This window comes from Algoriphagus boseongensis, from assembly GCF_004362805.1.
GTDB classification, from domain to species: Bacteria; Bacteroidota; Bacteroidia; order Cytophagales; family Cyclobacteriaceae; genus Algoriphagus; species Algoriphagus boseongensis.
On the sequence record NZ_SNYF01000006.1, the window covers coordinates 820403 to 844096 of the forward strand.

Below are 23694 nucleotides of genomic sequence, written 5' to 3' on the forward strand. Positions count from 1 at the left end.
GCACAATAATGTGCATACTTCATACTTTCTCAATACCTTAAATCCCACATCCAAGCTTGCTTACTTTCGATTGAAGTCTGGATAAACTTCTTGACTAAGTCTTGATATTCAGTACCTGATACCTCTCTGCCTTTCATTTTTTTTGGCAGTGTGATGACTTCTGCCGGTTCTCCAAAAATAATTTTCTCCGCCTCTACGATAAGCATTCCGTCGTTAATGTCATAGGCTAAAATTAAACCCGGAAGTCCGAATAATTCCTCGGGACCAATCGGAACTGGAATGTCGGAGGCGAACCAAGCTGTGACCTTTTGTCCTCTGATGGTGTCTTCACTCACTGCTTTCATGCACATATGCCCGAGAATATCTCGTATTTCGTTCATGATTCTCCATTTAGGAGAATTTAGGCTGTCACGGACTAAATAGGTTTTTCCCATTTGATCCATGTATTTCAGGTAAGTCTGATCTTGAAGATTGTTTTCAATAAAATAGTCTTCTACCTGCCAGGAGTAGCTACGTACTTCATAAGGTTCACCGTAGGTGTAGAGACTTTTTTCCGGCCAAAACTGGAGCTTCATTCGGGTGCTGTAGCCTTCCGGATTTCCCCACGTGAGTAGAATTCTGTCTCTTTCCTGCTCGGTAAGGTAGGGGAGGCTTGAATAGATTTTGTCATAAAAAATTTTGTAGCGGTATTCTACCTCGCCCACCACATTTTGGGCTTTTAGTCCTGTGGTAATCAGTAAAAGCGCAATGGTCTTGAGAATTGATTTCATGGTTGTAAAAGTTGGCTGCTAGTTTAAATTATCTGTTTCTCTTTACTTCAACTCCCCGCATATTGTAGGTCACTCCGAGTAAGAAATATCTTGACAAGGTTTCAATTCGTCCTGTCGAAACGAAGTTTTGACCTGCAAACTGACTGATCGTTTGATTTTGTTTGAAGATGTCATACGCAGAGAGCCTGACTTCCCATTTTTTAGCCTCGCCGAGAAGTTTATAGATAAATGCATTTAGGATAGGCACCTCTTGATTAAATCCAAAACTTTCGTTTTCAAATCGATTATAGTTGAATTTCATATCAAAGTAGAAGTTTTTGGGAAGCTTGATATTCATATTCGTATAAGCACTCAAATTTACAATGTCCTGGTTCTGAGAGGGATTTTGTTCATACTTGGTTTTGCTCAGACGGAATGATGTACCGGCGTATAGGTTGAGCCATTCCGTCGGGTTCAAGTCCAAATTTAACCCAAGGTTATGGCTAAAGGTATTGGTCTCTGTTTCGATGGAATTGATCAGGGCGAGGCTCTTGGTATAAGATGGATTTGCAGTTAGGTATGCGTTAATCTTGGTCTTCACAATAGGAAATCCAAAACCTATATAGGTAAAATAACGCTGTCCACCTGACACATTTCCTGCCTTATAGGTAGTGACAAAGGTTTCGGGGTCAATCGTTTGATTTTGAACCACCTGGCTCTGATAGAAAGTTGAATTCAATGAAAAATAGAAATTTATAAAAGTAGCAGGATCGTACATGTTGTACCCGGCATTTAGAGTATGGGTTACTTCAGGTTGTAGATCGGGGTTTCCTTCTCGAATATATAATGGGTTAGAAATGTCCTTGTAGGGTTGTAAATCGGTAATATTCGGTGGGGTGACGCCCATGGAATAGCTTGCATTGATGCGTTTGTTGCCCTTCATAGTTTTCCAGAAGGATACATTAGGAGTGAAATTGAGGTAATTTTTGTCCACCGTGCCTAGAATTTCACTTCCCTCTACCACTGAAAACTGACCGTTCAATTTGTAGTTGGAGGCTGCTATGCCCACACTTAGGTTAGAACCTTTGTTGGCATACCGGATACTTGAGCCTATCCTATTGTAGGTAATTATGTTGTCAAAGAATCGGCTAAGATCAGGATTCAATTCTTGGGTGTCACTTGATTCCACATCGAAAACTTTTCGATCCGTTTCGCTCCTTGATTGGCTAAAATTGTAAAACGTTTCCCAAAAAAAGATTTTTTTGATAGGTTCGACAAAAAGCAAGCTCGATTTGATCAGGTTGGATGTGTTCAATGCCTGATTCACCTGGTCCAAATCTCTGAAAAAGGAATTGGGGTCGGTAGAAGTAGTGAGATCCGCAACGGCTTTTTGTATACCATCTTGGTCCGCATTGGTGTAAGTATTACTGATACTGGCAGCAAAGTTTCTTCCGCTCTTTTCGAATTTATGTCTAAAGATTGCAGTTCCTTGGAAGGCGCCAGACCATTTATTTGATTGGTTATTTCGCACCATTTGGCTTTGTTCGGTACTACTACGAATCAGCTCTTGAAAACTCACCAATGAGGTAGTAAGTGAACTTAGTCTACCCTTGGCATTGATGGTTAGCGTGTTGGCGCTGTCAAGCTCGTTTTGAAAGCGAAGATTTGCCCGATGGTGACCTGCCACGTTGTTTTGCCTACTTTGGTCGGTGGAGGTGAAGGATGAATTGTCCTCAAGAAAGGTGGTTCTGCTATTGAAGCTCTCTATGATTTGGTCACTTCGGCTATAGAAGTAATTGCCGCTGAAATCCTTTTTGTCCTTAAGGTGGTTAAAATTGACCCCGAAAGCTTGGTTATTGGAAAAACCTGAGCTTAGGTTGTTGAAAGGGATTTCGAAGGAATCCTCACTATCGCCTCCTGAAAAAGAAATGAATGTTACTCCTCCACTTCCATTAAAACCGAAATCTCCAGTATCCCCAAATTGGAATGCACTGCTCCCTCTAAACTCCTCCAAATCATCCCAGCTCAAACCTGTTTGGTTGACATTATTGCCATAGCCGATGATTGAAAATTGGTCCGTTTTGTCAAACTTGTTGTAAGACGCATTGGATGCCCATCTCTCGTCTGTCCCTCCGGCCGCTGAAATCTTTCCGAAACCTCCTTTTTTGGCCTCCTCCTTTAGCTCAACGTTCAGGGTTTTTTCTTTCACTCCATCCTCTACACCCGTGAGCTTGGCCTGTTCAGACTTATCGTCGTATAGCTGAAGCTTGCTTATTGACTCTGCATTCAGATTTTGGGTAGCCATTTTTGTATTTCCTCCAAAAAATCTTCTCCCATCGACAGTTACTTTCTGAACTTGTTGGCCTTGGGCTACAATATTTCCATCCGCATCGATTTGTATCCCCGGCAGCTTTCGAAGTAGATCTTCCAAGGTCGCTCCGGGCGGCACTTTAAATTTGCTGGCATCATACTCGAGCGTGTCTCCTCTCATCATTAAAGGCGCTTTAGCGGCTTTCACCACTACTTCGTAAAGTTCCTGTAGGATGGGAGTTAAGCGAATTTCTTCCACTTCCAATTCATCTGTTTCTTTGAATATCAGTTCTTTTTGGAAGGGTATGTAGCCCATGTAGGTGGCTTTGATAAGCAGGGGTTGGCGATCTACGTTTTTGAAAATGTACTCTCCGTTTTTATTAGTCAAAGTATAAGCGACTAAAGCAGAGTCTTTTGGACTGAGAAGAAGTACGGAGGTGTAGTCGAGAGGGACATCGGTGGTGTCTTTGACGGTTCCCCGAATAGTAAGTTTTGATTGGGCTTGCAATGTAAAAGTGAAGGCAAGCAGAAGGAGGAAGGAAAGGAGAAACTTCATTTTTTCTAAGTGGTATAATTTTCAACAATAAAATCAATCACTAAAACGAGACTCCATGTTAAAATCGGAACCAACTCATCTTTGCAAGATGATTTGCCCAGGATTAAATGGACGTTTTATGAAAACAGTTAAGTTTAAAATGCGTGCTCTTTACTTTTTCAACCCTTGGTTGACCTAAATTCTATTCGTCCTGGTTTTGCTTTTTACTAAAAAATAAGCATCACCTAATTGGGGAACTGAATAGCATTTTACAACTGCTAGTATAGTAATTATTTAATAAAAATAGATTGACTAATTGTTAAAAAAAGTTTAATGACTAAAATTTTGTTTTAACAGTGAAATTAATTTCAATATTGACCTGTAAAAATGAACTGTCGGAAGGTGGAATTATTATTTTATCATTAAATGAATGCTCGCTTTTTGAAAAGGATAATCGGCATAAAAGATAAACTGAGGTTCAATGGAAGTGAGCTTCGGTTTTCTTTCTTGGAACAAAAAATCAATGGTAATTAGGCTGATTGTTTAATTGAGGAACATCAGATTGAATTTTTTTTATCGCTTGTCCTCCCAAGGCATATAAACGACCTTTTTGGTCTCGAAAAAGTCTTCCTTGAAATAGTCACTCAGGTGGTAGGTTACATAAGACTTATCCAATTCTTCCATCTCCTCATCCACATCTCCACCTTTGAGATAAAGAATTCCGTTTTGGAATTCGTTAAAATCTTCCCGTTTGATTTTTCCTTTCACCCAAGGATAAAAATTGATCATTCGGGTCACTGCCCGGCTGATCACGAAGTCATATTTCCTCACCAAGGTTTCCGCTCGGGCTTGCTGAGCTTCTACATTGCTAAGCTTTAGGGCTTTGGCAACTTCTTTGACTACGGTAATTTTTTTGCCGATGGAATCCACCAAATGAAAATGGGTATCCGGGAAAAGTATTGCTAAAGGAATCCCCGGAAATCCTCCACCAGTCCCGATATCCAGAACTTTAGTGCCAGGTTGGAATCCCATTACTTTGGCTATTCCCAAGGAATGAAGGACATGGTGTACATAGAAATGTTCCATATCCTTACGGCTGATCACATTGATTTTGGAATTCCAATCTTCATAAAGCTCCTGCAAACGGTCAAATTGTTGGATTTGCTTTTCCGTCAGATTGGGGAAATAGGTTAAAATCAACTGGGTGCCGGAATTCATCAGATATGTTTTTCTTTTCCTGAGGCAATTTCATACAAAAGCTCCCGAGAACGGTGCAATTGCGCCTTTACTGTGCCTAGTGGTTTATCCAGTTCTTGGGCAATTTCCTCATAAGAAAGCTCATCAAAATAGCGAAGCTGAACCAGTTTTCTGTATTTAGGCGGAAGCTTGTCCACGAAGACCCTGACCATTTCGATCCGTTGAGACCTGATGAATTCATCCTGAGGATTGTTGTCATCGTCTTCTACATCGATATTGACAGAATTTCCGCTATCATCCGAAAGCGTATTATTCAAACTCATGGTCTTGAGTTTTTTCTTTCGGATAAAATCGATGGTATTATTTGTGGCAATTCTGAAAAGCCAAGTAGAGAAGGTGTAGTCTTTTTTGAATCTGTGAAGATTACGGAACGCCTTAGCAAAAGCTTCCATCGTGAGATCCTCTGCATCATCTGCATCCCGGATCATCTTCAAAATCATGAAATAAACCGCCTTTTTGTACCGCTTCATCAGGGTAGCATAGGCCGACTGATCTTTTTCAAGAACAGCCTGGTCAATAAGGTCAAAATCCTCTAGCGCCTTATTTGAAAAACCTCTGTTGTTTATTTCCATTTGATGTCTTTTGCCTGATGAGACACAGTGCCCAAAACCCAAAAATACACGAGGTAAAAGAAATCATTAACCGGTGCATTGGACGAGACTGCATTGCCTTGAGTTTTCACTGATGCAGATCGGAAAATGCTCCAAATCAGTAAAGACCTTAGAACAATAATACCGCAAACAGCCAGAAAATGTTCCCATTGCTTGCCAAAGCCGAAATAAAACAGGAGTCCAATTCCTCCGATCCAAAACAAAGCATGGGAAAGTGAATACAAACCGATTTTCTGTTTGTCCTCTCCTCTGTAATATTTTCCGGCATGAAGATGCCTCTTTTTTTGGACTAGATACTCCTTCCAAGTTTCCTTTGGGATGGAAGTCGTGGTTGCTTCAGGATCGATAACCATTCCTGTGTTCTTTCCTGTGGCATAGGTGTTCACAAACAAATCATCATCCCCACCTTCCAAATGCCAGAAACCTTTAAATGCTTTAGCTTCCATGAAGAAGCTTTTTCGATAGCAAAGATTTCTACCAACTCCCATAAAAGGAGCTTTCCATAATCCAAAAGAAAGGTAAAATAAGGCCGTCAATAAAGTTTCAAATTGAATCCATCGATTTAGAATTCCAGATTTCTCCTGATATCCGGAAAAGCCGATGGAGAATGTTTTTCCTTCTTCCCTGACTGGAGCCGTCATTTTTCTGATCCACTGATCAGAAGAAGGAATACAGTCTGCATCAGTTAAAAGGATGACGTCATTTTTGGCCACTTTGATACCAAGTGTCAAAGCAAATTTTTTCGCCGTGACATGATTCGGGGTATATTTGACAGTTACTGACCTCAGACGGGGATATTTTTCCATCATCTCTTCCAGCAATCTTTTCGTTCGGTCAGTACTCCTGTCGTTGACGATCATCACGTCATATTTCGGATAATCCTGCTCGAAAAGTTTGGGAATGAGAGTTTTAAGGTTTTGAAATTCATTGTGGGCAGCCACCAAAACAGTAACCCCTTCGGGAGAATTTTCCGAAGAATGGGATTTAGAGGAAGATTTAAACCAAGCTGTTCGCCCAAAAATCACCAAAAGGTAAACCCCCTGAATGACAATGCCGATGCCGAATAATAACCAAAGTAAAAATAGGCCCATAGGTCGATTTTGCTGGGCAAATATAAAATCAATTTGAGCAAGTCATTTAGGAATAAGTGGATATTTTTGCAGGCTGAACCAGTCAATATGCAGGATGTCCCCCTGGGACGCTTGAAAGTCATGAAGTTTACTCTAGAGAAAAAAGATTTACAGACCAAAGCCCGGGTTGGAAGAGTAGAAACGGACCACGGTACCATCCAAACTCCGATTTTTATGCCAGTGGGCACTGCCGGTACCGTAAAGGCAGTTCATCAACGTGAACTAAAAGAGGATATCAAAGCCCAGATTATTTTGGGAAACACCTACCATCTTTATTTAAGGCCAGGACTGGATGTCTTGGAAAAGGCTGGTGGATTGCATCAATTTAATGGTTGGGATCGTCCAATCCTGACAGATTCTGGAGGCTATCAAGTGTTTTCTTTAGCGGGCACCCGAAAAATCAATGAGGAGGGGGTAACCTTCAAATCTCATATTGACGGATCAAAGCATATTTTTTCTCCGGAAGGAGTAATGGATATTCAGCGAACAATAGGAGCGGATATCATTATGGCTTTTGACGAGTGCACGCCATACCCTTGTGAATATGGCTACGCAAGAAAGTCCATGGAAATGACTCATCGCTGGCTGGATAGATGCATTGATCGTTTTGATTCTACGGAAGGAAAATACGGGTATCGGCAGACCTTATTTCCAATTGTTCAGGGCTCAGTCTACAAGGATTTGAGGGTTCAGAGTGCGGAATTTATTGCTTCCAGAAATCGAGAAGGAAATGCGATCGGGGGACTTTCTGTCGGGGAACCAGCTGAAATGATGTATGAGATGACAGAGTTGGTTACAGATATTTTACCTACAGAAAAACCAAGGTACTTGATGGGAGTCGGCACTCCTGCGAATATTTTGGAATGCATTGCTTTGGGCGTAGATATGTTTGATTGCGTCATGCCTACCCGAAATGCCAGAAATGGAATGCTTTTTACTTCTGAAGGAATCATCAATATCAGAAATGAAAAATGGAAGGAGGATTTTTCTCCTATTGATCCTGCAATTGGCAATTATGCCAGTTCCTTTTATTCCAAAGCCTATTTGAGACATTTGACCATTTCTAAGGAGATCTTGGCAGCTCAAATTGCCAGTATTCATAACCTTGCATTTTACCTTTGGCTTGTTGGCCAGGCTAGAGAGCATATCCTTCTGGGTGATTTTGGCGTTTGGAAAGATCAGATGGTTAAAAAAGTAAGTACTAGACTGTAAGAATGAAGATTCTCGACAAGCTGATCATTAAGGAATTTCTGAAAACCTACTTTTTTGTGGTGGTCATGCTGATCCTTATTGTATTGGTATTGGACTTCACCGAGAAAAACGACACCTACATCCGAAATCAGGTGCCCACTTTGGATATTATCCGTTACATGGGGAATTATGGATTGTACCTGAATAATCTCCTAACTCCCATAACCGTTTTTATTGCGGTCATTTTCATTACTTCCAAAATGGCTGGAAGAACTGAAATCATCGCGATTTTGAGTTCGGGGGTGAGTTTCGTTCGACTTTTAAGACCCTTTTTATTTGCCGCTGCCATGATTGGAGGAGTTAGCTTCCTCATGAATGGTTGGATTTTGCCTGGGGCTACCGCCGGAGTTACGGAATTTAAAATCAAATATCTTGAAACGGGCAGATCTGCTACAGATCCCAATATTCATATTCAAGTTGCGCCGAATACGCTAGCCTATCTGAGCAGGTTTTACAGGACCGCGAGCACAGGCTATCAGTTTACTTTGGAGGAAATCCGAGACGGACAGCTTATCTCCAAACTTTCGGCTGATAGAATTCTTTGGGATACCACAAAAAATGCATGGAGGCTAGAAAATTGGAGATTACGCGTTTTAAGGGAGGACGGAGAAGATTTTTCCGTAGGAACAGAACTAGATACGGTTTTATCCATTACACCCAATGATTTTGACCTTCCAGAAAATCATCATGAAACGCTCAAGCTTCCAGAATTAAGCCGGCAAATCAAGATTTTGGAAAGTAGGGGAGCTGACAATGTCAGTTACTACAAAATTGAGAGGTATGTGCGATTTATGTCACCCTTTGCAGCGGTGATTTTGACATTTATTGGAGTTATCATGTCAGCAAGAAAAACCAGAGGCGGTTCTGGATTTCAGATCGCAATGGGATTTCTATTGGCCTTTGTATATATCCTTTTGTTTATTCTTTCGAGGACTTTTGCAGAAGCGGGTTCTTCTTACCCAATTTTAGCGGTTTGGCTGCCAAATATCATTTTTGCAGCAACAGGCCTTGTGTTGTACAAAACTGTCCCCAGATAAATGAGGTCCACCGACTTAAAAGATTACCTCCATCTTCACTTCATTGTCATGATCTGGGGAATCACCGCAATCTTGGGTCTTCTGATTAGTTTACCTTCACTGGAGCTGGTGTTTTATCGAACCCTGATTGCGGCATTTGGGGTTGGTCTCATAGTTTATTTTCGAAAGCAAACCCTTTCAGTAACCCCACGAGAACTATTAAAAATTGCTTCCGTCGGAGTTTTGATTTCTCTTCACTGGATTTTGTTTTTTTGGTCGGCAAGGGTTTCGACTGCCTCCGTTTGTTTGGCTGGAATGGCAACGACTTCCCTTTGGACTGCCTTCTTAGAACCTTTGGTAAACAGATCAAAAATCAAATGGTATGAAGTCGCCCTGGGGCTATTGGTGATTTCGGGACTATTGGTGATTTTCCAATTCGAAACAGGGTATTGGCTGGGATTAAGTATGGCATTGGCGGCGGCGTTTTTAGCCGCGTTATTTTCGGTTCTTAATGGAAGATTAACCTTAAAGCATTCTCCCTATCAGATCACATTTTATGAAATGGCAGCGGCTGCCTTATTTGCCTTAATTTTCATGCCGATATCTTCTCATTTTTTGACAGATGGTGAACCCATCCAATGGGCTTGGAAGGGAATGGACTGGGTTTGGATTTTGATTTTGAGCGGGGTATGTACTGTTTATGCTTTTTCAGCCTCGGTGGAATTAATGAAGCGATTACCCGTTTTCTCAATTAATTTGACAATTAACCTAGAACCAGTTTATGGTATCGTCTTAGCAGTTATTGTTTTTGGGGAAAAAGAGAAAATGACTCCCCAGTTTTATTTGGGGACTTTGATCATTTTAATTTCCGTTTTGATTTATCCTGCTTTAAACTACTGGAACAGAAGGAAAAAAGTTTTTCATGGAATCAACTAGCTTATAGCTCAGCTTCGAAGACGAAGTATTGTTCATTCCAAGTAAAAGGCACTGCTTTCTCAGGGAATAGACCAAATACACTAGAACCTGATCCTGACATAGCCGCATAAAAAGCCCCTGAATCATACAGTTGATCTTTGATGTTTTTGATCTCAGGATGATTTTTGAAAATACTGGCTTCAAAATCATTGACCAGTTCGGTTTTCCATCTGCTTCTATCAAGCAATACTTCTTCCAAATCAACTTTCGGCAAAGCTGGTGTCACACCTGCGTAAGCTTCTTTTGTCCCAATATGAATTCCGGGATTGATCAGGACTAAATGAACACCTTTTAAATCAAGATCAATCGGACTCAATACTTCTCCTCTTCCTCTTGCAATTTTTGGGGTATTTTCAATGAAGAAAGCGCAATCACTTCCCAATTCTGCAGCATATTCCTCTAAGAAGAAATTATCTAAGTGAAGGTCAAAAAGATTATTCATTAAGGTAAGCGCAAAAGCCCCATCAGCCGATCCTCCGCCCAATCCTGCTCCCATGGGGATATTTTTATGCAAATGGATAGACAGGTTGGGTAGGCCTGAAAAATCTTTTCGAAGAAGTTTCTCCGCCTTTAAAATTAGATTGTCCTTGGGCTCACCAGGAATCGCAAAACCCGAAGAAGTCCAAGTTGATTTTTTATCAACCATCATCTCCAAGGCATCATATAAAGGAATGGGGACCATGCATGTTTCGATTTCATGATATCCATCTTTTCTTTTGGAAGTAATATGAAGTCCCAGATTGATTTTGGCGTTGGGAAAGCAGATCATCGTTTTTTGGGTTTGGGCAAAAATAACTGAATTTTAATGCAGAAAAATTGCCAAAGATTCATTTGCTAAATCGCTATTGAATCGGGTATTTTTTAATTTTTTGATAGCATAAGGATTTTTTCCTTAAATAAAAGAGAATTTTTTTTCAAAAATTTTGAATTCCCTTGAATTCAGTACAAAATTTCGGAAGCAATCTCAAAACAGCAGATTTTCGAATAATTGATTCTGAAAATGTCGTGAAATCAATAGGATATTTTACATAAATTAATTATTTCAATCATTAAAGTTTGCCCTTAACTGTATGGGACAAATTAAATATTGTAAGTCTCGGTTTTGGGTTTTAATATTGTCATGTGATTCGACAACCTAGCATCAAATCTCAACAAACGATATGTATCCACTGGTCATCTTGCTAAGCTTTATTATTCTCATCGGATTTACGAAGTGAGGCACTAGACCATTATAAATCAGCATATAAAATCTAAAGTGCCTCACCCACATGAGGCACTTTTTTATTTCAAACCTATGACCCTGAATAAGCTAAAGAAGTACAGTTGGGAAATAAGTGATAATCCCGAGCATCCTGCCGGTATGGCTATGCTGTATGCGACAGGAATGTCAGATAAAAAAATGAAACAGCCTTTTGTAGGGATAGCGAGTTGTGGCTATGAAAGTAATCCCTGCAATATGCACCTCAATGACTTTGCCGGTTTGATCAAAGCGTCTTCTCAGGACCAAGATCTGACCGGTTTGATTTTTAATACCATTGGGATTTCTGATGGAACATCCATGGGGACTTTAGGGATGCGTTATTCCTTGGTTTCCAGAGAGATCATTGCTGACTCCATTGAATCTTTCATTTTGGGTCACTCTTTTGATGCTTGCGTCGCCGTTGCGGGTTGCGATAAAAATATGCCTGGAGCAATTATCGGAATGCTGCGGATCAATAGACCTTCAATTATGGTCTATGGAGGTACGATTGCTTCAGGTCATTACAAAGGAGAGAAGCTAAATATAGTTTCTGCATTTGAGGCTTTTGGTAAAAAGATCCAAGGCACTATCTCTGAAGAAGATTATGACGGAGTAATCCGAAATGCCTGTCCTGGTGCCGGTGCCTGCGGAGGAATGTATACTGCAAATACCATGTCCTCAGCTATTGAAGCGATGGGGATGTCTTTACCTTACTCAGCTTCCTATCCTGCAAATTCCCCTGAAAAGCGTCAAGAATGCAAGGAGGTAAATCAATACATCAAGATTCTTTTGGAAAAAGATTTGAAACCAAAGGATATCGTAACCCGAAAGAGTATCGAAAATGCGGTAAGAGTCGCCATTGCACTTGGAGGAAGTACCAATGCGGTTCTTCATATTTTGGCGATTGCCCGTACGGCTGGAGTAGATTTTACCCTTCAGGATTTTAAGGAACTCAACAGCAAAACTCCAATGATTGGGGATTTCAAACCTTCAGGAAAATTCCTGATGGAGGATCTTCATGAGCAAGGAGGATTGCCTGCTTTCATGAAATATTTTCTTGAAAAAGGCTATCTCCACGGTGACTGTATGACAGTAACCGGAAAGACAGTCGCTGAAAATCTCGAAAATGTGCAGGCAATTGTTCCTTCAAAAGTGAATGTGATTCACCCAATTGAATCCCCGATAAAAGAAACAGGACACCTGTGTATCCTCTCCGGAAATCTGGCTCCAGAAGGAGCAGTAGCTAAAATCACCGGTAAAGAAGGTCGTTTATTCACTGGACCAGCGGTGGTTTTTGATTCTGAAAAGGAAGCAAATGATGCGATTCGTGACCATCAAGTCAAAGCCGGGGACGTAGTAGTCATCCGAAATGTGGGGCCTAAAGGTGCGCCAGGAATGCCGGAAATGCTGAAGCCAACTTCTATGATTATTGGTGCTGGTTTAGGCGCTGATGTGGCCTTGATCACGGATGGCAGATTTTCTGGAGGCACCCATGGATTCGTTGTGGGTCACGTAACTCCCGAGGCTTGGTGTGGTGGTCCAATTGGACTTATCAAAAATGGGGATATGATCACCATTGATACCGATAAGCAACATTTGAGTGTGGAGGTAGATGAGGAAGAATTTGCAAATCGAAAGAAGTCATGGTCTCCAAAGTCTATCGAGGGCCTTCAAGGCACGCTAAAAAAATACAATAAACTTGTGGCAACCGCTTCTGAAGGTTGCGTAACTGATAAATTCTAAGCCTATGAAGGACATGATGAGAGGAGCCGACATTGTCGTACGCTCACTGATCGCTGAACAGGCCGATCTGATCTTCGGGTACCCCGGAGGAGCAATCATGCCGGTTTATGATGCGCTTTATGACTATCATGAGCAGATCAAGCATGTGCTGACCCGGCACGAGCAGGGTGCTATTCATGCCGCCCAAGGCTATGCCAGAGTTTCTGGAAGAGTTGGTGTTTGTCTGGCTACCTCAGGTCCTGGTGCCACTAACTTGATCACAGGTTTGGCAGATGCCCAGATAGACAGTACTCCATTGGTTTGTATTACAGGTCAGGTTGCTGCGCATTTGTTGGGAACCGATGCGTTTCAAGAAACAGATGTGGTGGGTATTTCCATGCCTGGAACCAAATGGAACATTCAAGTCCGAACTGTGGAGGAAATAGCTCCTGCCATTGCAAAAGGATTTTACATAGCACGATCCGGCAGACCGGGACCAGTTTTGATTGATATTACCAAAAATGCCCAAGTTGATTTTGGTGAATTCAATTACTCTCCTTGTCTTGGTTTTAGATCCTATAAAACCCACCACCCCATTGAGAAAACAATAATCCAGGAAGCTGCTGAATTGATAAATAAGGCCGAAAGACCTTATCTCTTATTTGGGCAAGGAGTTGTTTTGGGGAAAGCCGAATCTGAGCTGAAATTTTTCTTGGACAAATCAGGAATTCCGGCAGCATCTACGCTTTTAGGATCAGGAGCATTACCTCAAGAGCACCCTAATTATGTGGGAAAGCTTGGTATGCACGGGAACTATGCTCCCAATTTATTGACGAATCAATGCGATGTATTGATAGCTGTTGGGATGAGATTTGATGACCGGGTAACAGGTGATTTAAAACGTTACGCCAAGCAGGCCAAAGTAATCCATTTGGAACTTGACCCAGCAGAAATCAATAAAAATGTAAGGGCCCATGTGGCAGTGCAGGGAGATTGTAGAGAGAGTTTATCCATGATTACTGAAGCCATTCAGGCAAAATCCCATCCGGAATGGATGGCAAAATTCAGAGAGCTAGAGGAACTTGAAAGATCCTCCGTGGTGCAACATGACATCACACCAACTAAAACTGGCTTGACTATGGGTGAGGTGATTCACCAAATCAATCAGTACAAGGCGGATGATGCAGTTTTGGTCACCGATGTGGGACAGCATCAGATGATAGCTTGGAGATATTTCAACTATAAAAAACCAAGAACCCAGATCACTTCAGGTGGATTGGGGACTATGGGTTTTGCCCTTCCGGCTGCACTTGGAGCACAATTGTATGACTATTCCAGACAGGTAATCTGTGTAGTTGGGGATGGTGGAATCCAAATGACCATTCAGGAATTGGGTACCATTATGCAAACTAAAGCCCCGGTAAAAATTGTCCTTCTAAACAACAATTACTTGGGAATGGTGAGACAGTGGCAGCAGATGTTCTTTGACAAGCGCTATTCTTTTACCGAGCTGGATAACCCAGACTTTGTCAAGCTAGCAGACGCCTATGGAATCAAAGCCCAAAAAGTTTCCGACCGCGCTGACCTCAAGGAGGCAGTCGAGGATATGCTGATTCATGATGGCCCATTCTTCTTAGAGGTCGTGGTCGAAAAAGAGGACAATGTATTTCCAATGATTGCTACCGGATGTTCGGTAGAAGAGGTAAGACTAAGCTAATCTCCAACCTATGAAGCGATATACCATATTCGTTATCACTGAGAATTTCATCGGAATTCTCAATCGCATTACGATCATTTTTACCCGAAGAGGTATCAATATCGATGCGCTTACCGCCTCTGAAAGCCGCCTACAAGGCATTCATCGGATTACCATTGAAGTCACCGTAAATGAGGACACAGTCATTCAGTTGGTAAACCAGATCGAAAAAATCATCGATGTGATCAAGGCATTCTATCATGAAGATACTGCCGTGGTTTACCAGGAATTGGCTTTATATAAGATTCCTGTTTCCCGTTTGGATTCAGGATTGGAGAAGATCATCCGTGAGCACAATGCCAAAATCATTGCAGCAGAGCCGGATTTTATTGTTCTGGAACTGACAGGACACAAAGAAAAGACCCAAGAGCTTTTGGAAATTCTTAAAGGCTATGGCCTATTGGAATTTGCCAGATCCGGAAGAGTCGCAGTGGCAAAGCGAATGCTGACCATTGACTCTTTTGTGAAATAATCTCAACCTATTAAAAATCAAACTGTTAAATTATCCAATACTATGAAATCGAGCCGGTCGGAGTGTTTCAGCGTTTAGGCTGACCGCAATTATGGCGAGATTCCATAAGGCCTTTAAAAATCAAACTATAGACTTATGAAATTGAAATTTGGAAACGTTGAAGAAAACGTAGTTACCAGGGAAGAATTTCCTTTGGAAAAAGCAAGAGAAGTTCTAAAAGACGAAGTAATTGCTGTCATTGGCTACGGCGTGCAAGGTCCAGGTCAGGCATTAAACCTGAAGGACAATGGGTTCAACGTGATCGTGGGCCAGAGAAGTGGCTCCAAAACTTGGGACAAGGCCATTGCAGATGGTTGGGTTCCAGGAGAGACCCTGTTTGAAATTGAAGAAGCCTGTCAAAAAGGTACAATCATTCAATTTTTGCTTTCTGACGCTGGACAAATCAGTCTTTGGCCAACAGTTAAGAAGCACCTTACCCCAGGAAAAGCATTGTATTTCTCTCATGGATTTGGGGTGACATACAAGGATAAAACCGGAATTATTCCTCCAGCAGATGTGGATGTGATCTTGGTTGCTCCAAAAGGTTCAGGTACTTCTTTGAGAAGAATGTTTGTTGAAGGACGAGGATTGAATTCATCTTATGCCATCTACCAAGATGCAACTGGAAAAGCTAAGGACCGAGTGGTTGCTTTGGGAATTGGTGTAGGTTCAGGATACCTGTTTGAAACAGATTTTTATAGAGAAGTTACTTCCGATTTGACAGGTGAAAGAGGGACTTTGATGGGAGCTATCCAAGGAATCTTTGCTGCTCAATATGAAGTATTGAGATCCAACGGTCATACACCATCTGAAGCATTCAATGAAACTGTGGAGGAATTGACTCAATCGTTGATGCCATTGGTAGCTGAAAACGGTATGGATTGGATGTATGCTAACTGTTCCACCACTGCACAAAGAGGAGCTTTGGATTGGTGGAAGCCTTTCCGTGATGCTACCAAGCCAGTTTTTGAAGCGCTTTATGAATCTGTTAAATCTGGAAAAGAGGCTCAAAAATCAATTGATTCCAACTCCAAGCCAGATTACAGAGAAAAGCTTGAGGCTGAATTGAAAGAATTAAGAGAGTCTGAAATGTGGCAGGCCGGTGCGGTCGTCCGTCAGTTGAGACCAGAGAATAATTAAAACCCAAACCCCAAAGATTATGAGTGACAAGCTGTGGATTTTCGATACAACCCTGCGTGATGGGGAACAAGTGCCCGGGTGTCAGCTAAATACCCAGGAAAAGATCATCGTAGCTCAGGCCTTAGAAGCCCTTGGTGTGGATATTATTGAAGCTGGTTTTCCAATCTCCAGTCCAGGGGATTTCAATTCCGTTCAGGAAATTTCCAAGGCTGTTTCAAATCCTATCATTTGTGCGCTTTCTCGTGCTGTTGAAAAAGATATAGAAGTAGCTGCTGCTGCACTCAAGTATGCGAAAAAGGGCCGAATTCATACCGGAATTGGGGTTTCTCCTTACCATATTCAATATAAACTTCGGAGCACTCCGGAGGACATTATCCGTCGGGGTGTTGCTGCGGTGAAGTTTGCAAAGCGGTTTGTTGATGACGTGGAATTCTATGCGGAAGATGCTGGTCGATCAGAGCCAGATTTCCTATGTAAGATCATCGAGGAGGTCATAAAAGCTGGGGCAACTGTAGTCAATATTCCGGATACTACTGGATATACTTTGCCAGAACAATACGGAGCGATTATCGCCAGTTTAAAAAACAATGTACCAAACATTGACAAGGCGATTATTGCTACCCATTGTCACAATGATCTAGGAATGGCTACTGCAAATACCATCGCAGGTGTTCAGAATGGAGCCAGACAAGTAGAAGTTACTATCAACGGAATTGGAGAAAGAGCAGGTAACACATCAATGGAAGAGGTGGTGATGGCTATCAAATGCCATAAATCCATTCCTGTTCATACGGATATTGTTACTCAGAGAATCTATCAAACCAGCCGTTTGGTTTCCAAACTGATGAACATGCCTGTTCAGCCGAATAAGGCTATCGTGGGAAGAAATGCTTTCGCGCATTCTTCAGGAATCCATCAGGATGGGGTTTTGAAGCATAGAGAAAACTACGAGATCATTGATCCAAAAGAAGTAGGAGTAGAGGAATCATCAATCGTTTTGACTGCCCGTTCTGGAAGAGCAGCCTTGAAGCACCATTTGGATGCTTTGGGCGTTGAACTAGAAGGGGAAGAATTACGGGAAGTTTACGAAGCCTTCTTGGTTTTGGCAGATTCTAAAAGAGATATCGGAAGAAAGGATTTGCTTGAGCTGGTTGGAAAGTACATGGATGAATCCAATTTCATCGAGCTTGAAAATATCAGTTACTCTTCCAATGGATCTGTGAATGGCTACGTGAAGCTAAAAATCGGAAATGATATTCATGAAGCTTCTTCATCAGGAGTAGGTCCTGTAGATGCAGTCTTGAAAGCCATAGAAAAAATAGTAAAACCTCAGGTGGATTTAGAAGAATTTCTAATTCAGGCAATCACCCACGGAAGTGATGATGTGGCTAAGGTTCATATGAGACTGATCAAATCTGACAAGCCTTATTATGGATTTGCCTCCAATAAAGATATCGTACTTGCATCCGCTCAAGCCTTTGTGGACGCATTAAACAAAATACCAGTCAAAGAATACGTGACTGCCTAATTATGGAAAAGACAACATTATTTGATAAAATCTGGGATTCTCACGTGGTACGCCACGTCCCTGCAGGCCCGGATGTATTCTTCATCGATAAGCATTTTATCCATGAGGTAACTTCTCCAGTAGCTTTCTTGAACCTGGAAAAGCGTGGAATCTCAGTGAAATATCCTTACCGAACCATTGCAACTCCTGATCACAACGTACCTACAGTAGACCAAGATCAAACAATCAAGGATAAGCTGAGCAGAATGCAGGTTGAAAAACTTCGGGAAAACTGCAAAAAGTACGGGATCGAATTGCATGACTTGGGTTCTGCCCATCATGGAATTGTTCACGTAATTGGTCCGGAACTTGGCGTAACTCAGCCTGGAATGACCATTGTATGTGGAGATTCACATACCTCTACCCACGGAGCCTTCGGGGCAATTGCCTTTGGAATCGGTACTTCCGAGGTAGAAATGGTTTTGGCGACCCAGTGCATTATGCAGTCCAAACCAAAGAAAATGAGGATTTCTGTGGAGGGAGAGCTCGGCAAAGGAGTCACTTCCAAAGACATCATTCTCTACATTATTTCTAAAATTTCAGCAGCTGGTGCAACTGGTTACTTTGTGGAATATGCAGGATCTGCCATTAGAAATCTTTCTATGGAAGCTAGAATGACCATTTGCAATATGTCTATTGAAATGGGAGCTCGTGGCGGCTTGATCGCTCCTGATGAAACCACTTTCAATTACCTAAAAGGACGACAGTACACACCAAAAGGTGAGGATTGGGAAAAAGCAGTTGCCTACTGGAAAACTCTTAAAACCGACGAGGGAGCGACCTTTGATAAGGAGTATCAATTTGACGCAGCGGATATTGAGCCGATGATCACTTATGGTACCAATCCAGGTATGGGAATCAAGGTCAAGGACAGAATCCCAACTACAGAAGGGATGGAAGGATCCAATAAGACCACTTACCTGAAGTCTTTGGACTACATGGGATTTCAGCCAGGCGAGCCAGTTAAAGGAAAGCTAGTGGATTATGTCTTCGTAGGTTCTTGTACCAACGGAAGAATAGAGGATATCCGTGCTGTAGCTGAATTTGTAAAGGGAAAGAAAAAGGCGGATAACATAACTGCCTGGATTGTTCCTGGATCAAGAGAGGTTGAGAAAATGGCTCACGAAGAAGGATTGGTAAAAATCCTTGAAGAAGCAGGTTTTGAACTTCGACAGCCAGGCTGTTCTGCTTGTCTTGCTATGAATGACGATAAGATTCCTGCGGGGAAATATGCTGTTTCTACTTCCAATAGAAACTTCGAAGGCCGTCAAGGTCCGGGAGCTAGAACCATGCTTGCTTCTCCATTGACGGTGGCAGCAGTTGCTGTTACAGGAAGAATTACCGACCCTAGGGAAGTATTCGAAAATTAATTTTTCAATCTTTCAATTTTACAATTCGAAAAAAATGGCTTACGATAAATTTACCGTTCTGATTGATACGGCAGTTCCCTTACCTACCGAAAACGTAGATACTGATCAAATCATACCTGCCCGTTTCTTAAAGGCGACTGAAAGAGAGGGATTTGGGGATAATCTTTTCCGTGATTGGAGATATGATGTCGAAGGCAATCCTAAAAAAGAATTTGTCCTGAATGATTCCACCTACTCAGGAAAAATCTTGGTTGCTGGCAAAAACTTTGGTTCAGGTTCCAGCCGGGAGCATGCAGTTTGGGCGATCTATGATTATGGCTTTCGCTGTGTAGTTTCCAGCTTTTTCGCAGATATCTTCAAAAATAACTGCCTCAATATTGGTGTGCTTCCAGTAACTGTTTCTCCTGAATTCGCGGATAAATTATTTGCTGCAATTACTGCTGATCCGAAAACTGAAATCGAAATAAATCTACCTGAGCAAAAAATCACCTTGCTTTCGACTGGAGAGTCTGAGTCTTTCGATATCAACGAATACAAGAAAAGCAATATGCAAAATGGCTTTGACGACATCGATTACCTATTGAGTATGTCGAGTGAAATTGATGTATTTGCGGCTTCCAGATAAAAAGAGAAAATGAAGGCAAATAGGAAAATAGAAATCATGGACACCACATTGAGGGATGGAGAACAGACCTCAGGTGTTTCTTTTTTGCCTTCTGAAAAATTACAGATTGCCAAACTTCTTCTGGAAGAACTCAAGGTAGATCGTATTGAAGTGGCCTCGGCAAGAGTTTCTGAAGGGGAACTTGATGGAGTTCAAAAGATCACCCAGTGGGCAGCTCAGAAGGATTACTTGGATCGGGTTGAGGTTTTAGGGTTTGTTGATACTCCTGTTTCAGTGGATTGGATCTTAGAAGCAGGCGCCAAAGTAATGAACCTCTTAACCAAAGGTTCTCTCAACCACTTAACCCATCAGCTTAAGAAAACTCCGGAACAGCACTTCAAGGCTATTCAAGAGAGTATTGCATATGCCCAAGAAAAAGGGGTGGATGTGAATGTCTACCTCGAAGACTGGTCCAACGGAATGAGAAATTCCTTCGAGTATACCATGAGCTTGATAGCCTTTCTTACCACTCAGCCGGTCAAAAGGATTATGCTCCCGGATACCTTGGGCCTTTTATCTCCAGATGAGGTGAGCCAGTTTTTCGATGTCATTGTAGCTCGCTTCCCAAATATTCATTTTGACTTTCATGCCCATAATGATTACGATCTTTCTGTAGCAAACGTGATGGAAGCATTACTTCATGGGGCTTCAGGTGTTCATACCACAGTCAATGGTTTGGGAGAAAGAGCAGGAAATGCGCCATTGGAATCTGTTGTGGCAATCATCAAGGACTTTACAGATCTTGAAATAAGCGTGCAAGAGCAAAAGATCTTCCGGGTTTCAAAGTTAGTGGAGCAGTTTTCAGGTCAGCATATTCCTGCCAACAAACCTGTTGTCGGGGAAAATGTATTTACCCAAACTGCGGGAATCCACGCAGACGGAGACAATAAAAAGAATTTGTATTTCAATGATTTGATGCCCGAGCGATTTGGGCGTCAGCGGAAATATGCTCTAGGAAAGACTTCCGGAAAAGCCAATATCCTGAAGAATTTGGAGGAACTTGGGATTTCTCTGGAAAAGGAAGAACTCGCCAAAGTCACCCAAAGAATCATCGAATTGGGAGATAAAAAGGAGCGTGTAACTACAGAAGACTTACCTTACATTATTTCTGATGTCCTTCAAAACAACTCAATTTCCAAGAATATCAGTATTGAAGGCTATCACATGACTCATTCCAAAGGCCTCAAACCAACGGTCCAGTTGAGAATGAGAATCCATGGGAAATTCTATGATGAAAGTGCCACCGGAGACGGTCAGTACGATTCATTTATGAGAGCCCTAAAAAAAATCTATAAAACCATGGGAAGGGAACTTCCCAAACTGACAGATTATCATGTATCCATCCCTCCCGGAGGAAAGACCGACGCATTTGTAGAGACGGTCATTACTTGGGATTATGGTAAAATTTTCAAAACCAAAGGTCTCGATCCAGACCAAACGGTTTCTGCGATGATGGCTACCGAAAAAATGTTGAATATCATCGAAACGATTAAGTATAACCCCGAAAAAGAAGAATCCACCTACTATGGAAATCAATATCGCACTGTTGCCGGGTGATGGCATCGGTCCCGAAGTCGTAGCACAAGCTGTAAAAGTTGTCAATGCTATAGGCAAAAAGTTTGGTCATAAAATTTCATACAAAGAAGGTCTTGTAGGCGCCTGTGCGATTGATGCAACTGGCGATCCTTATCCAGATGCTACTCATGAAATCTGTGCTGCTTCTGATGCGGTCCTTTTTGGTGCAATTGGAGATCCAAAATACGATAATGATCCCAAAGCTAAAGTTCGTCCTGAGCAAGGTTTATTGAGAATGCGCCAGAAGTTGGGCTTGTTTGCCAACGTGAGACCGACATTTACATTCCCTTCTTTGGTACATAAGTCTCCTTTGAAATTGGACCGAGTGGATGGAGTTGATTTTGTATTCTTCCGGGAGCTGACAGGAGGGATTTATTTTGGAGAGCCGCGGGGGAGAAATGAGCAAGGCACCAAAGCCTTTGATACCAATGTGTATAGCAAAGAAGAAATTGTCCGCTTGGCTAGAATGGGCTTTGAAGCAGCCCAGGGTAGAAGAAAATTGCTCACCTGTGTAGACAAGGCTAACGTCATGGCTACCTCCAGACTGTGGAGAGAAACCGTACAGGAATTGGCTCCTGAATACCCAGATGTGAAAGTAGAATACGAATTCGTGGATGCTGTTGCCATGCGACTGATCCAATGGCCAAAAGCTTATGACGTCTTGATCACTGAAAACCTTTTCGGAGATATCTTGACAGATGAGGCTTCCGTAATTTCCGGTTCCATGGGCTTAATGCCTTCAGCTTCTTTGGGTTCAAAAGTGAAGCTTTTCGAACCGATTCACGGATCTTATCCTCAGGCCGCGGGAAAAGACATTGCAAATCCTTTGGCTACCGTGCTATCAGCTGCCATGATGTTTGATTATGCATTCGGTTTGAAGGAAGAAGCCCAGGCGATTTCGGATGTAGTAAATCTTTCGCTTGCTGAAGGATATGTGACTGAAGATATTGCAGATGGAGGAAAAGCCTACAAAACCTCCGAAGTTGGAGATTGGTTGGCTGCGAAAATTTTGGGATAAAATTTCCTTTAGATATATCCAGAGACCACCTCAGCAATGGGGTGGTTTTTTTAGTTTAGAGGAATGCTTCAGGTTTAAGGATTTCCATTTTTATAATTCAAAAACGAACATCTTAAACTTCTTTGTCCCTTTTTACCCATTTTCTTATTCTTTCAACTTCTCGTTGCAATTCCTTCAAGGCTCTTTTTTGATTTTTAAGCCAGATTATTTCTAATTCAAAAATTGGAAGAGAAAACTCTAAAGGTGGGGGAGGTGGTGGTAAATAAGGTGAACCATAATAAAACGGAAACCTTGTACTTCTTGAAAGACCGCAATTTGGAATTGTTACTGTTCCGTCTTGATTTTTAATTGTATAAACCAGCCAGGTTTCTCCAATTTCAAAAGGTGTCATTCCGAATAGTTTATCATGAATACCTCCAAGTACCGTAGAAGCAGCTAAGGTTCCTTTTAGAATTTCAATTACCTCAAGTTCATAAGAGCCATCGAGATTAATAGAGATTGTTTTACCAATAAAAATCAGATCGCTGTCAAGAAATTCTTCTTTTTGGGCCTTTTTTAAGTTCCTTATCCTTAGGCAATCGGAAGCAAATGATATGGTTGAAGCAAGTAAAAAGAATGATAGAAGAATATGTCTTTTCATAAAATTCCACAGAGACAATTTGAGGTGTATTGAATGATAAGAATTAAAGTAATTAGAAAAGTGGGAGTTCTATTATTAATTCCTCGTTGGATTGATCATGATATGTGCACGGTGGGTTCCGGGATCCATAATCCAAGGAAGTCCTGGAGCTGCGGGCTTAAGTGGAAGGCCTGTACTTTCAGCAGTCGCCCAAGGGATGTAAACCACAGATCTGGTGTAAGAGCTTTTCACTTCTCCAGTTGACCAATTGACATCCTTCTCGTCAGCGACCAAGGCATTCAGCAAACTCCCCTGATCCGGAAGTTTCAATTTGCCTGACTTAGCTTCGGATTCTCGGATGTCAAAAATCTCTTGGGCATTTTTCCCTTCTTTTCTCAAGACCCAGCCTCTAGCCATGAATGGTTGCGCGCTACTGTGGTAGCAAGATACGCTCAAGCCTTCCCGACTCGGATCATCTCCAAGACAAATGGTTTGATTGCTTCCTTTGCGAAGAAGAGTTCCGTCAAAAGCATAGACTGTCGCACCTGCTCTTTGATCCTCTGGAGCTGCCAAAACGGCCATTTTGAGTTGAATATCCTTGGAAGGTTGAGTTTGGGCAGAGGCAGAAAAACCTACCAAAACCAGTAAAAAGCTAAGAAATGATTTCATAGTGAGTAA

Annotated in this window: 20 protein-coding genes; 12 read left to right on the forward strand and 8 right to left on the reverse strand. The window is 41.8% G+C overall.

Annotated elements, in window-relative coordinates:
* Positions 1 to 29: 29 nt before the first annotated feature.
* The 5 genes from DFQ04_RS11235 to DFQ04_RS11255 all read right to left on the reverse strand — a co-directional run bounded on the left by DFQ04_RS11235 (position 30) and on the right by DFQ04_RS11255 (position 6553).
* Positions 30 to 770 (reverse strand): GLPGLI family protein, encoded by a 741-nt coding sequence (locus tag DFQ04_RS11235; protein ID WP_133555829.1) that lies wholly within the window; start codon positions 768 to 770, stop codon positions 30 to 32.
* Positions 771 to 798: 28 nt separating this feature from the next.
* Positions 799 to 3615, reverse strand: a complete 2817-nt coding sequence (locus DFQ04_RS11240; protein WP_133555830.1) for a TonB-dependent receptor — start codon at positions 3613 to 3615, stop codon at positions 799 to 801.
* Positions 3616 to 4167: 552 nt separating this feature from the next.
* Positions 4168 to 4812 (reverse strand): 16S rRNA (guanine(527)-N(7))-methyltransferase RsmG, encoded by a 645-nt coding sequence (gene rsmG / locus DFQ04_RS11245; RefSeq protein ID WP_133555832.1) that lies wholly within the window; start codon positions 4810 to 4812, stop codon positions 4168 to 4170.
* Complete coding sequence (locus tag DFQ04_RS11250; protein WP_133555835.1) at positions 4812 to 5423, reverse strand: RNA polymerase sigma factor; 612 nt, start codon at positions 5421 to 5423, stop codon at positions 4812 to 4814. Before DFQ04_RS11250 ends, rsmG begins: the two co-directional genes overlap by 1 nt.
* The gene (locus DFQ04_RS11255; protein WP_133555837.1) at positions 5414 to 6553 is read right to left on the reverse strand and encodes a glycosyltransferase; all 1140 of its coding nucleotides are present in this window, start codon (positions 6551 to 6553) and stop codon (positions 5414 to 5416) included. Before DFQ04_RS11255 ends, DFQ04_RS11250 begins: the two co-directional genes overlap by 10 nt.
* 120 nt (positions 6554 to 6673) lie before the next feature.
* Here DFQ04_RS11255 and tgt point away from each other — a divergent pair, with 120 nt between their 5' ends.
* Genes tgt through DFQ04_RS11270 form a run of 3 tightly spaced genes read left to right on the forward strand, consistent with a single transcriptional unit; the run spans position 6674 to position 9795 of the window.
* The gene (gene tgt, locus DFQ04_RS11260; protein WP_133555839.1) at positions 6674 to 7804 is read left to right on the forward strand and encodes a tRNA guanosine(34) transglycosylase Tgt; all 1131 of its coding nucleotides are present in this window, start codon (positions 6674 to 6676) and stop codon (positions 7802 to 7804) included.
* Positions 7805 to 7806: 2 nt separating this feature from the next.
* The gene (locus DFQ04_RS11265) at positions 7807 to 8880 is read left to right on the forward strand and encodes an LptF/LptG family permease (RefSeq protein ID WP_133555841.1); all 1074 of its coding nucleotides are present in this window, start codon (positions 7807 to 7809) and stop codon (positions 8878 to 8880) included.
* Positions 8881 to 9795: a DMT family transporter gene (locus DFQ04_RS11270; RefSeq protein WP_133555843.1), complete on the forward strand. Its 915-nt coding sequence runs from the start codon at positions 8881 to 8883 to the stop codon at positions 9793 to 9795.
* A gap of 1 nt (position 9796) precedes the next feature.
* On the opposite strand, the gene ispE is transcribed toward DFQ04_RS11270, so the two are convergent.
* Positions 9797 to 10603 carry a 4-(cytidine 5'-diphospho)-2-C-methyl-D-erythritol kinase gene (gene ispE / locus DFQ04_RS11275; RefSeq protein WP_133555845.1) on the reverse strand — a complete coding sequence of 269 codons (807 nt, stop codon included), beginning with the start codon at positions 10601 to 10603 and terminating at the stop codon, positions 9797 to 9799.
* Between the two features lie 525 nt (positions 10604 to 11128).
* Here ispE and ilvD point away from each other — a divergent pair.
* From ilvD to leuB, 9 genes are all read left to right on the forward strand, one after another.
* On the forward strand, positions 11129 to 12817 hold the full coding sequence (gene ilvD, locus DFQ04_RS11280; protein WP_133555847.1) for a dihydroxy-acid dehydratase: 1689 nt from the start codon (positions 11129 to 11131) through the stop codon (positions 12815 to 12817).
* Between the two features lie 13 nt (positions 12818 to 12830).
* Positions 12831 to 14513, forward strand: a complete 1683-nt coding sequence (ilvB, locus tag DFQ04_RS11285; protein WP_133555951.1) for a biosynthetic-type acetolactate synthase large subunit — start codon at positions 12831 to 12833, stop codon at positions 14511 to 14513.
* Between the two features lie 10 nt (positions 14514 to 14523).
* Positions 14524 to 15024, forward strand: coding sequence for an acetolactate synthase small subunit (gene ilvN, locus DFQ04_RS11290; protein WP_133555849.1), 501 nt, complete (start codon positions 14524 to 14526; stop codon positions 15022 to 15024).
* A 135-nt stretch (positions 15025 to 15159) separates the two neighbouring features.
* Entirely contained in the window at positions 15160 to 16203 is a 1044-nt protein-coding gene (ilvC, locus tag DFQ04_RS11295; RefSeq protein WP_133555851.1) for a ketol-acid reductoisomerase, read from the forward strand.
* 19 nt (positions 16204 to 16222) lie between these two features.
* The gene (locus DFQ04_RS11300) at positions 16223 to 17731 is read left to right on the forward strand and encodes a 2-isopropylmalate synthase (protein ID WP_133555853.1); all 1509 of its coding nucleotides are present in this window, start codon (positions 16223 to 16225) and stop codon (positions 17729 to 17731) included.
* Positions 17732 to 17733: 2 nt separating this feature from the next.
* Entirely contained in the window at positions 17734 to 19140 is a 1407-nt protein-coding gene (gene leuC / locus DFQ04_RS11305) for a 3-isopropylmalate dehydratase large subunit (protein ID WP_133555855.1), read from the forward strand.
* 34 nt (positions 19141 to 19174) lie between these two features.
* Complete coding sequence (leuD, locus tag DFQ04_RS11310; RefSeq protein ID WP_133555857.1) at positions 19175 to 19765, forward strand: 3-isopropylmalate dehydratase small subunit; 591 nt, start codon at positions 19175 to 19177, stop codon at positions 19763 to 19765.
* Between the two features lie 9 nt (positions 19766 to 19774).
* Positions 19775 to 21361, forward strand: coding sequence for an alpha-isopropylmalate synthase regulatory domain-containing protein (locus DFQ04_RS11315; protein WP_133555859.1), 1587 nt, complete (start codon positions 19775 to 19777; stop codon positions 21359 to 21361).
* The gene (gene leuB / locus DFQ04_RS11320; RefSeq protein ID WP_133555861.1) at positions 21330 to 22397 is read left to right on the forward strand and encodes a 3-isopropylmalate dehydrogenase; all 1068 of its coding nucleotides are present in this window, start codon (positions 21330 to 21332) and stop codon (positions 22395 to 22397) included. The genes DFQ04_RS11315 and leuB overlap by 32 nt, the downstream gene beginning before the upstream one ends.
* Positions 22398 to 22509: 112 nt before the next feature.
* Here the strand turns inward: leuB and DFQ04_RS11325 are convergent, their stop codons facing one another.
* Positions 22510 to 23037 carry a hypothetical protein gene (locus DFQ04_RS11325; protein WP_133555863.1) on the reverse strand — a complete coding sequence of 176 codons (528 nt, stop codon included), beginning with the start codon at positions 23035 to 23037 and terminating at the stop codon, positions 22510 to 22512.
* 75 nt (positions 23038 to 23112) lie between these two features.
* Positions 23113 to 23685, reverse strand: coding sequence for a hypothetical protein (locus DFQ04_RS11330; RefSeq protein WP_133555865.1), 573 nt, complete (start codon positions 23683 to 23685; stop codon positions 23113 to 23115).
* Positions 23686 to 23694: the final 9 nt, after the last annotated feature.

Bases quoted from the DNA above. Each gene is read 5' to 3' on its own strand.
- DFQ04_RS11235 (WP_133555829.1), bottom strand. From the start codon at position 770: ATGAAATCAATTCTCAAGACCATTGCGCTTTTACTGATTACCACAGGA.
- DFQ04_RS11240 (WP_133555830.1), bottom strand. From the start codon at position 3,615: ATGAAGTTTCTCCTTTCCTTCCTCCTTCTGCTTGCCTTCACTTTTACA.
- rsmG (WP_133555832.1), bottom strand. From the start codon at position 4,812: ATGAATTCCGGCACCCAGTTGATTTTAACCTATTTCCCCAATCTGACG.
- DFQ04_RS11250 (WP_133555835.1), bottom strand. From the start codon at position 5,423: ATGGAAATAAACAACAGAGGTTTTTCAAATAAGGCGCTAGAGGATTTT.
- DFQ04_RS11255 (WP_133555837.1), bottom strand. From the start codon at position 6,553: ATGGGCCTATTTTTACTTTGGTTATTATTCGGCATCGGCATTGTCATT.
- tgt (WP_133555839.1), top strand. From the start codon at position 6,674: ATGAAGTTTACTCTAGAGAAAAAAGATTTACAGACCAAAGCCCGGGTT.
- DFQ04_RS11265 (WP_133555841.1), top strand. From the start codon at position 7,807: ATGAAGATTCTCGACAAGCTGATCATTAAGGAATTTCTGAAAACCTAC.
- DFQ04_RS11270 (WP_133555843.1), top strand. From the start codon at position 8,881: ATGAGGTCCACCGACTTAAAAGATTACCTCCATCTTCACTTCATTGTC.
- ispE (WP_133555845.1), bottom strand. From the start codon at position 10,603: ATGATCTGCTTTCCCAACGCCAAAATCAATCTGGGACTTCATATTACT.
- ilvD (WP_133555847.1), top strand. From the start codon at position 11,129: ATGACCCTGAATAAGCTAAAGAAGTACAGTTGGGAAATAAGTGATAAT.
- ilvB (WP_133555951.1), top strand. From the start codon at position 12,831: ATGATGAGAGGAGCCGACATTGTCGTACGCTCACTGATCGCTGAACAG.
- ilvN (WP_133555849.1), top strand. From the start codon at position 14,524: ATGAAGCGATATACCATATTCGTTATCACTGAGAATTTCATCGGAATT.
- ilvC (WP_133555851.1), top strand. From the start codon at position 15,160: ATGAAATTGAAATTTGGAAACGTTGAAGAAAACGTAGTTACCAGGGAA.
- DFQ04_RS11300 (WP_133555853.1), top strand. From the start codon at position 16,223: ATGAGTGACAAGCTGTGGATTTTCGATACAACCCTGCGTGATGGGGAA.
- leuC (WP_133555855.1), top strand. From the start codon at position 17,734: ATGGAAAAGACAACATTATTTGATAAAATCTGGGATTCTCACGTGGTA.
- leuD (WP_133555857.1), top strand. From the start codon at position 19,175: ATGGCTTACGATAAATTTACCGTTCTGATTGATACGGCAGTTCCCTTA.
- DFQ04_RS11315 (WP_133555859.1), top strand. From the start codon at position 19,775: ATGAAGGCAAATAGGAAAATAGAAATCATGGACACCACATTGAGGGAT.
- leuB (WP_133555861.1), top strand. From the start codon at position 21,330: ATGGAAATCAATATCGCACTGTTGCCGGGTGATGGCATCGGTCCCGAA.
- DFQ04_RS11325 (WP_133555863.1), bottom strand. From the start codon at position 23,037: ATGAAAAGACATATTCTTCTATCATTCTTTTTACTTGCTTCAACCATA.
- DFQ04_RS11330 (WP_133555865.1), bottom strand. From the start codon at position 23,685: ATGAAATCATTTCTTAGCTTTTTACTGGTTTTGGTAGGTTTTTCTGCC.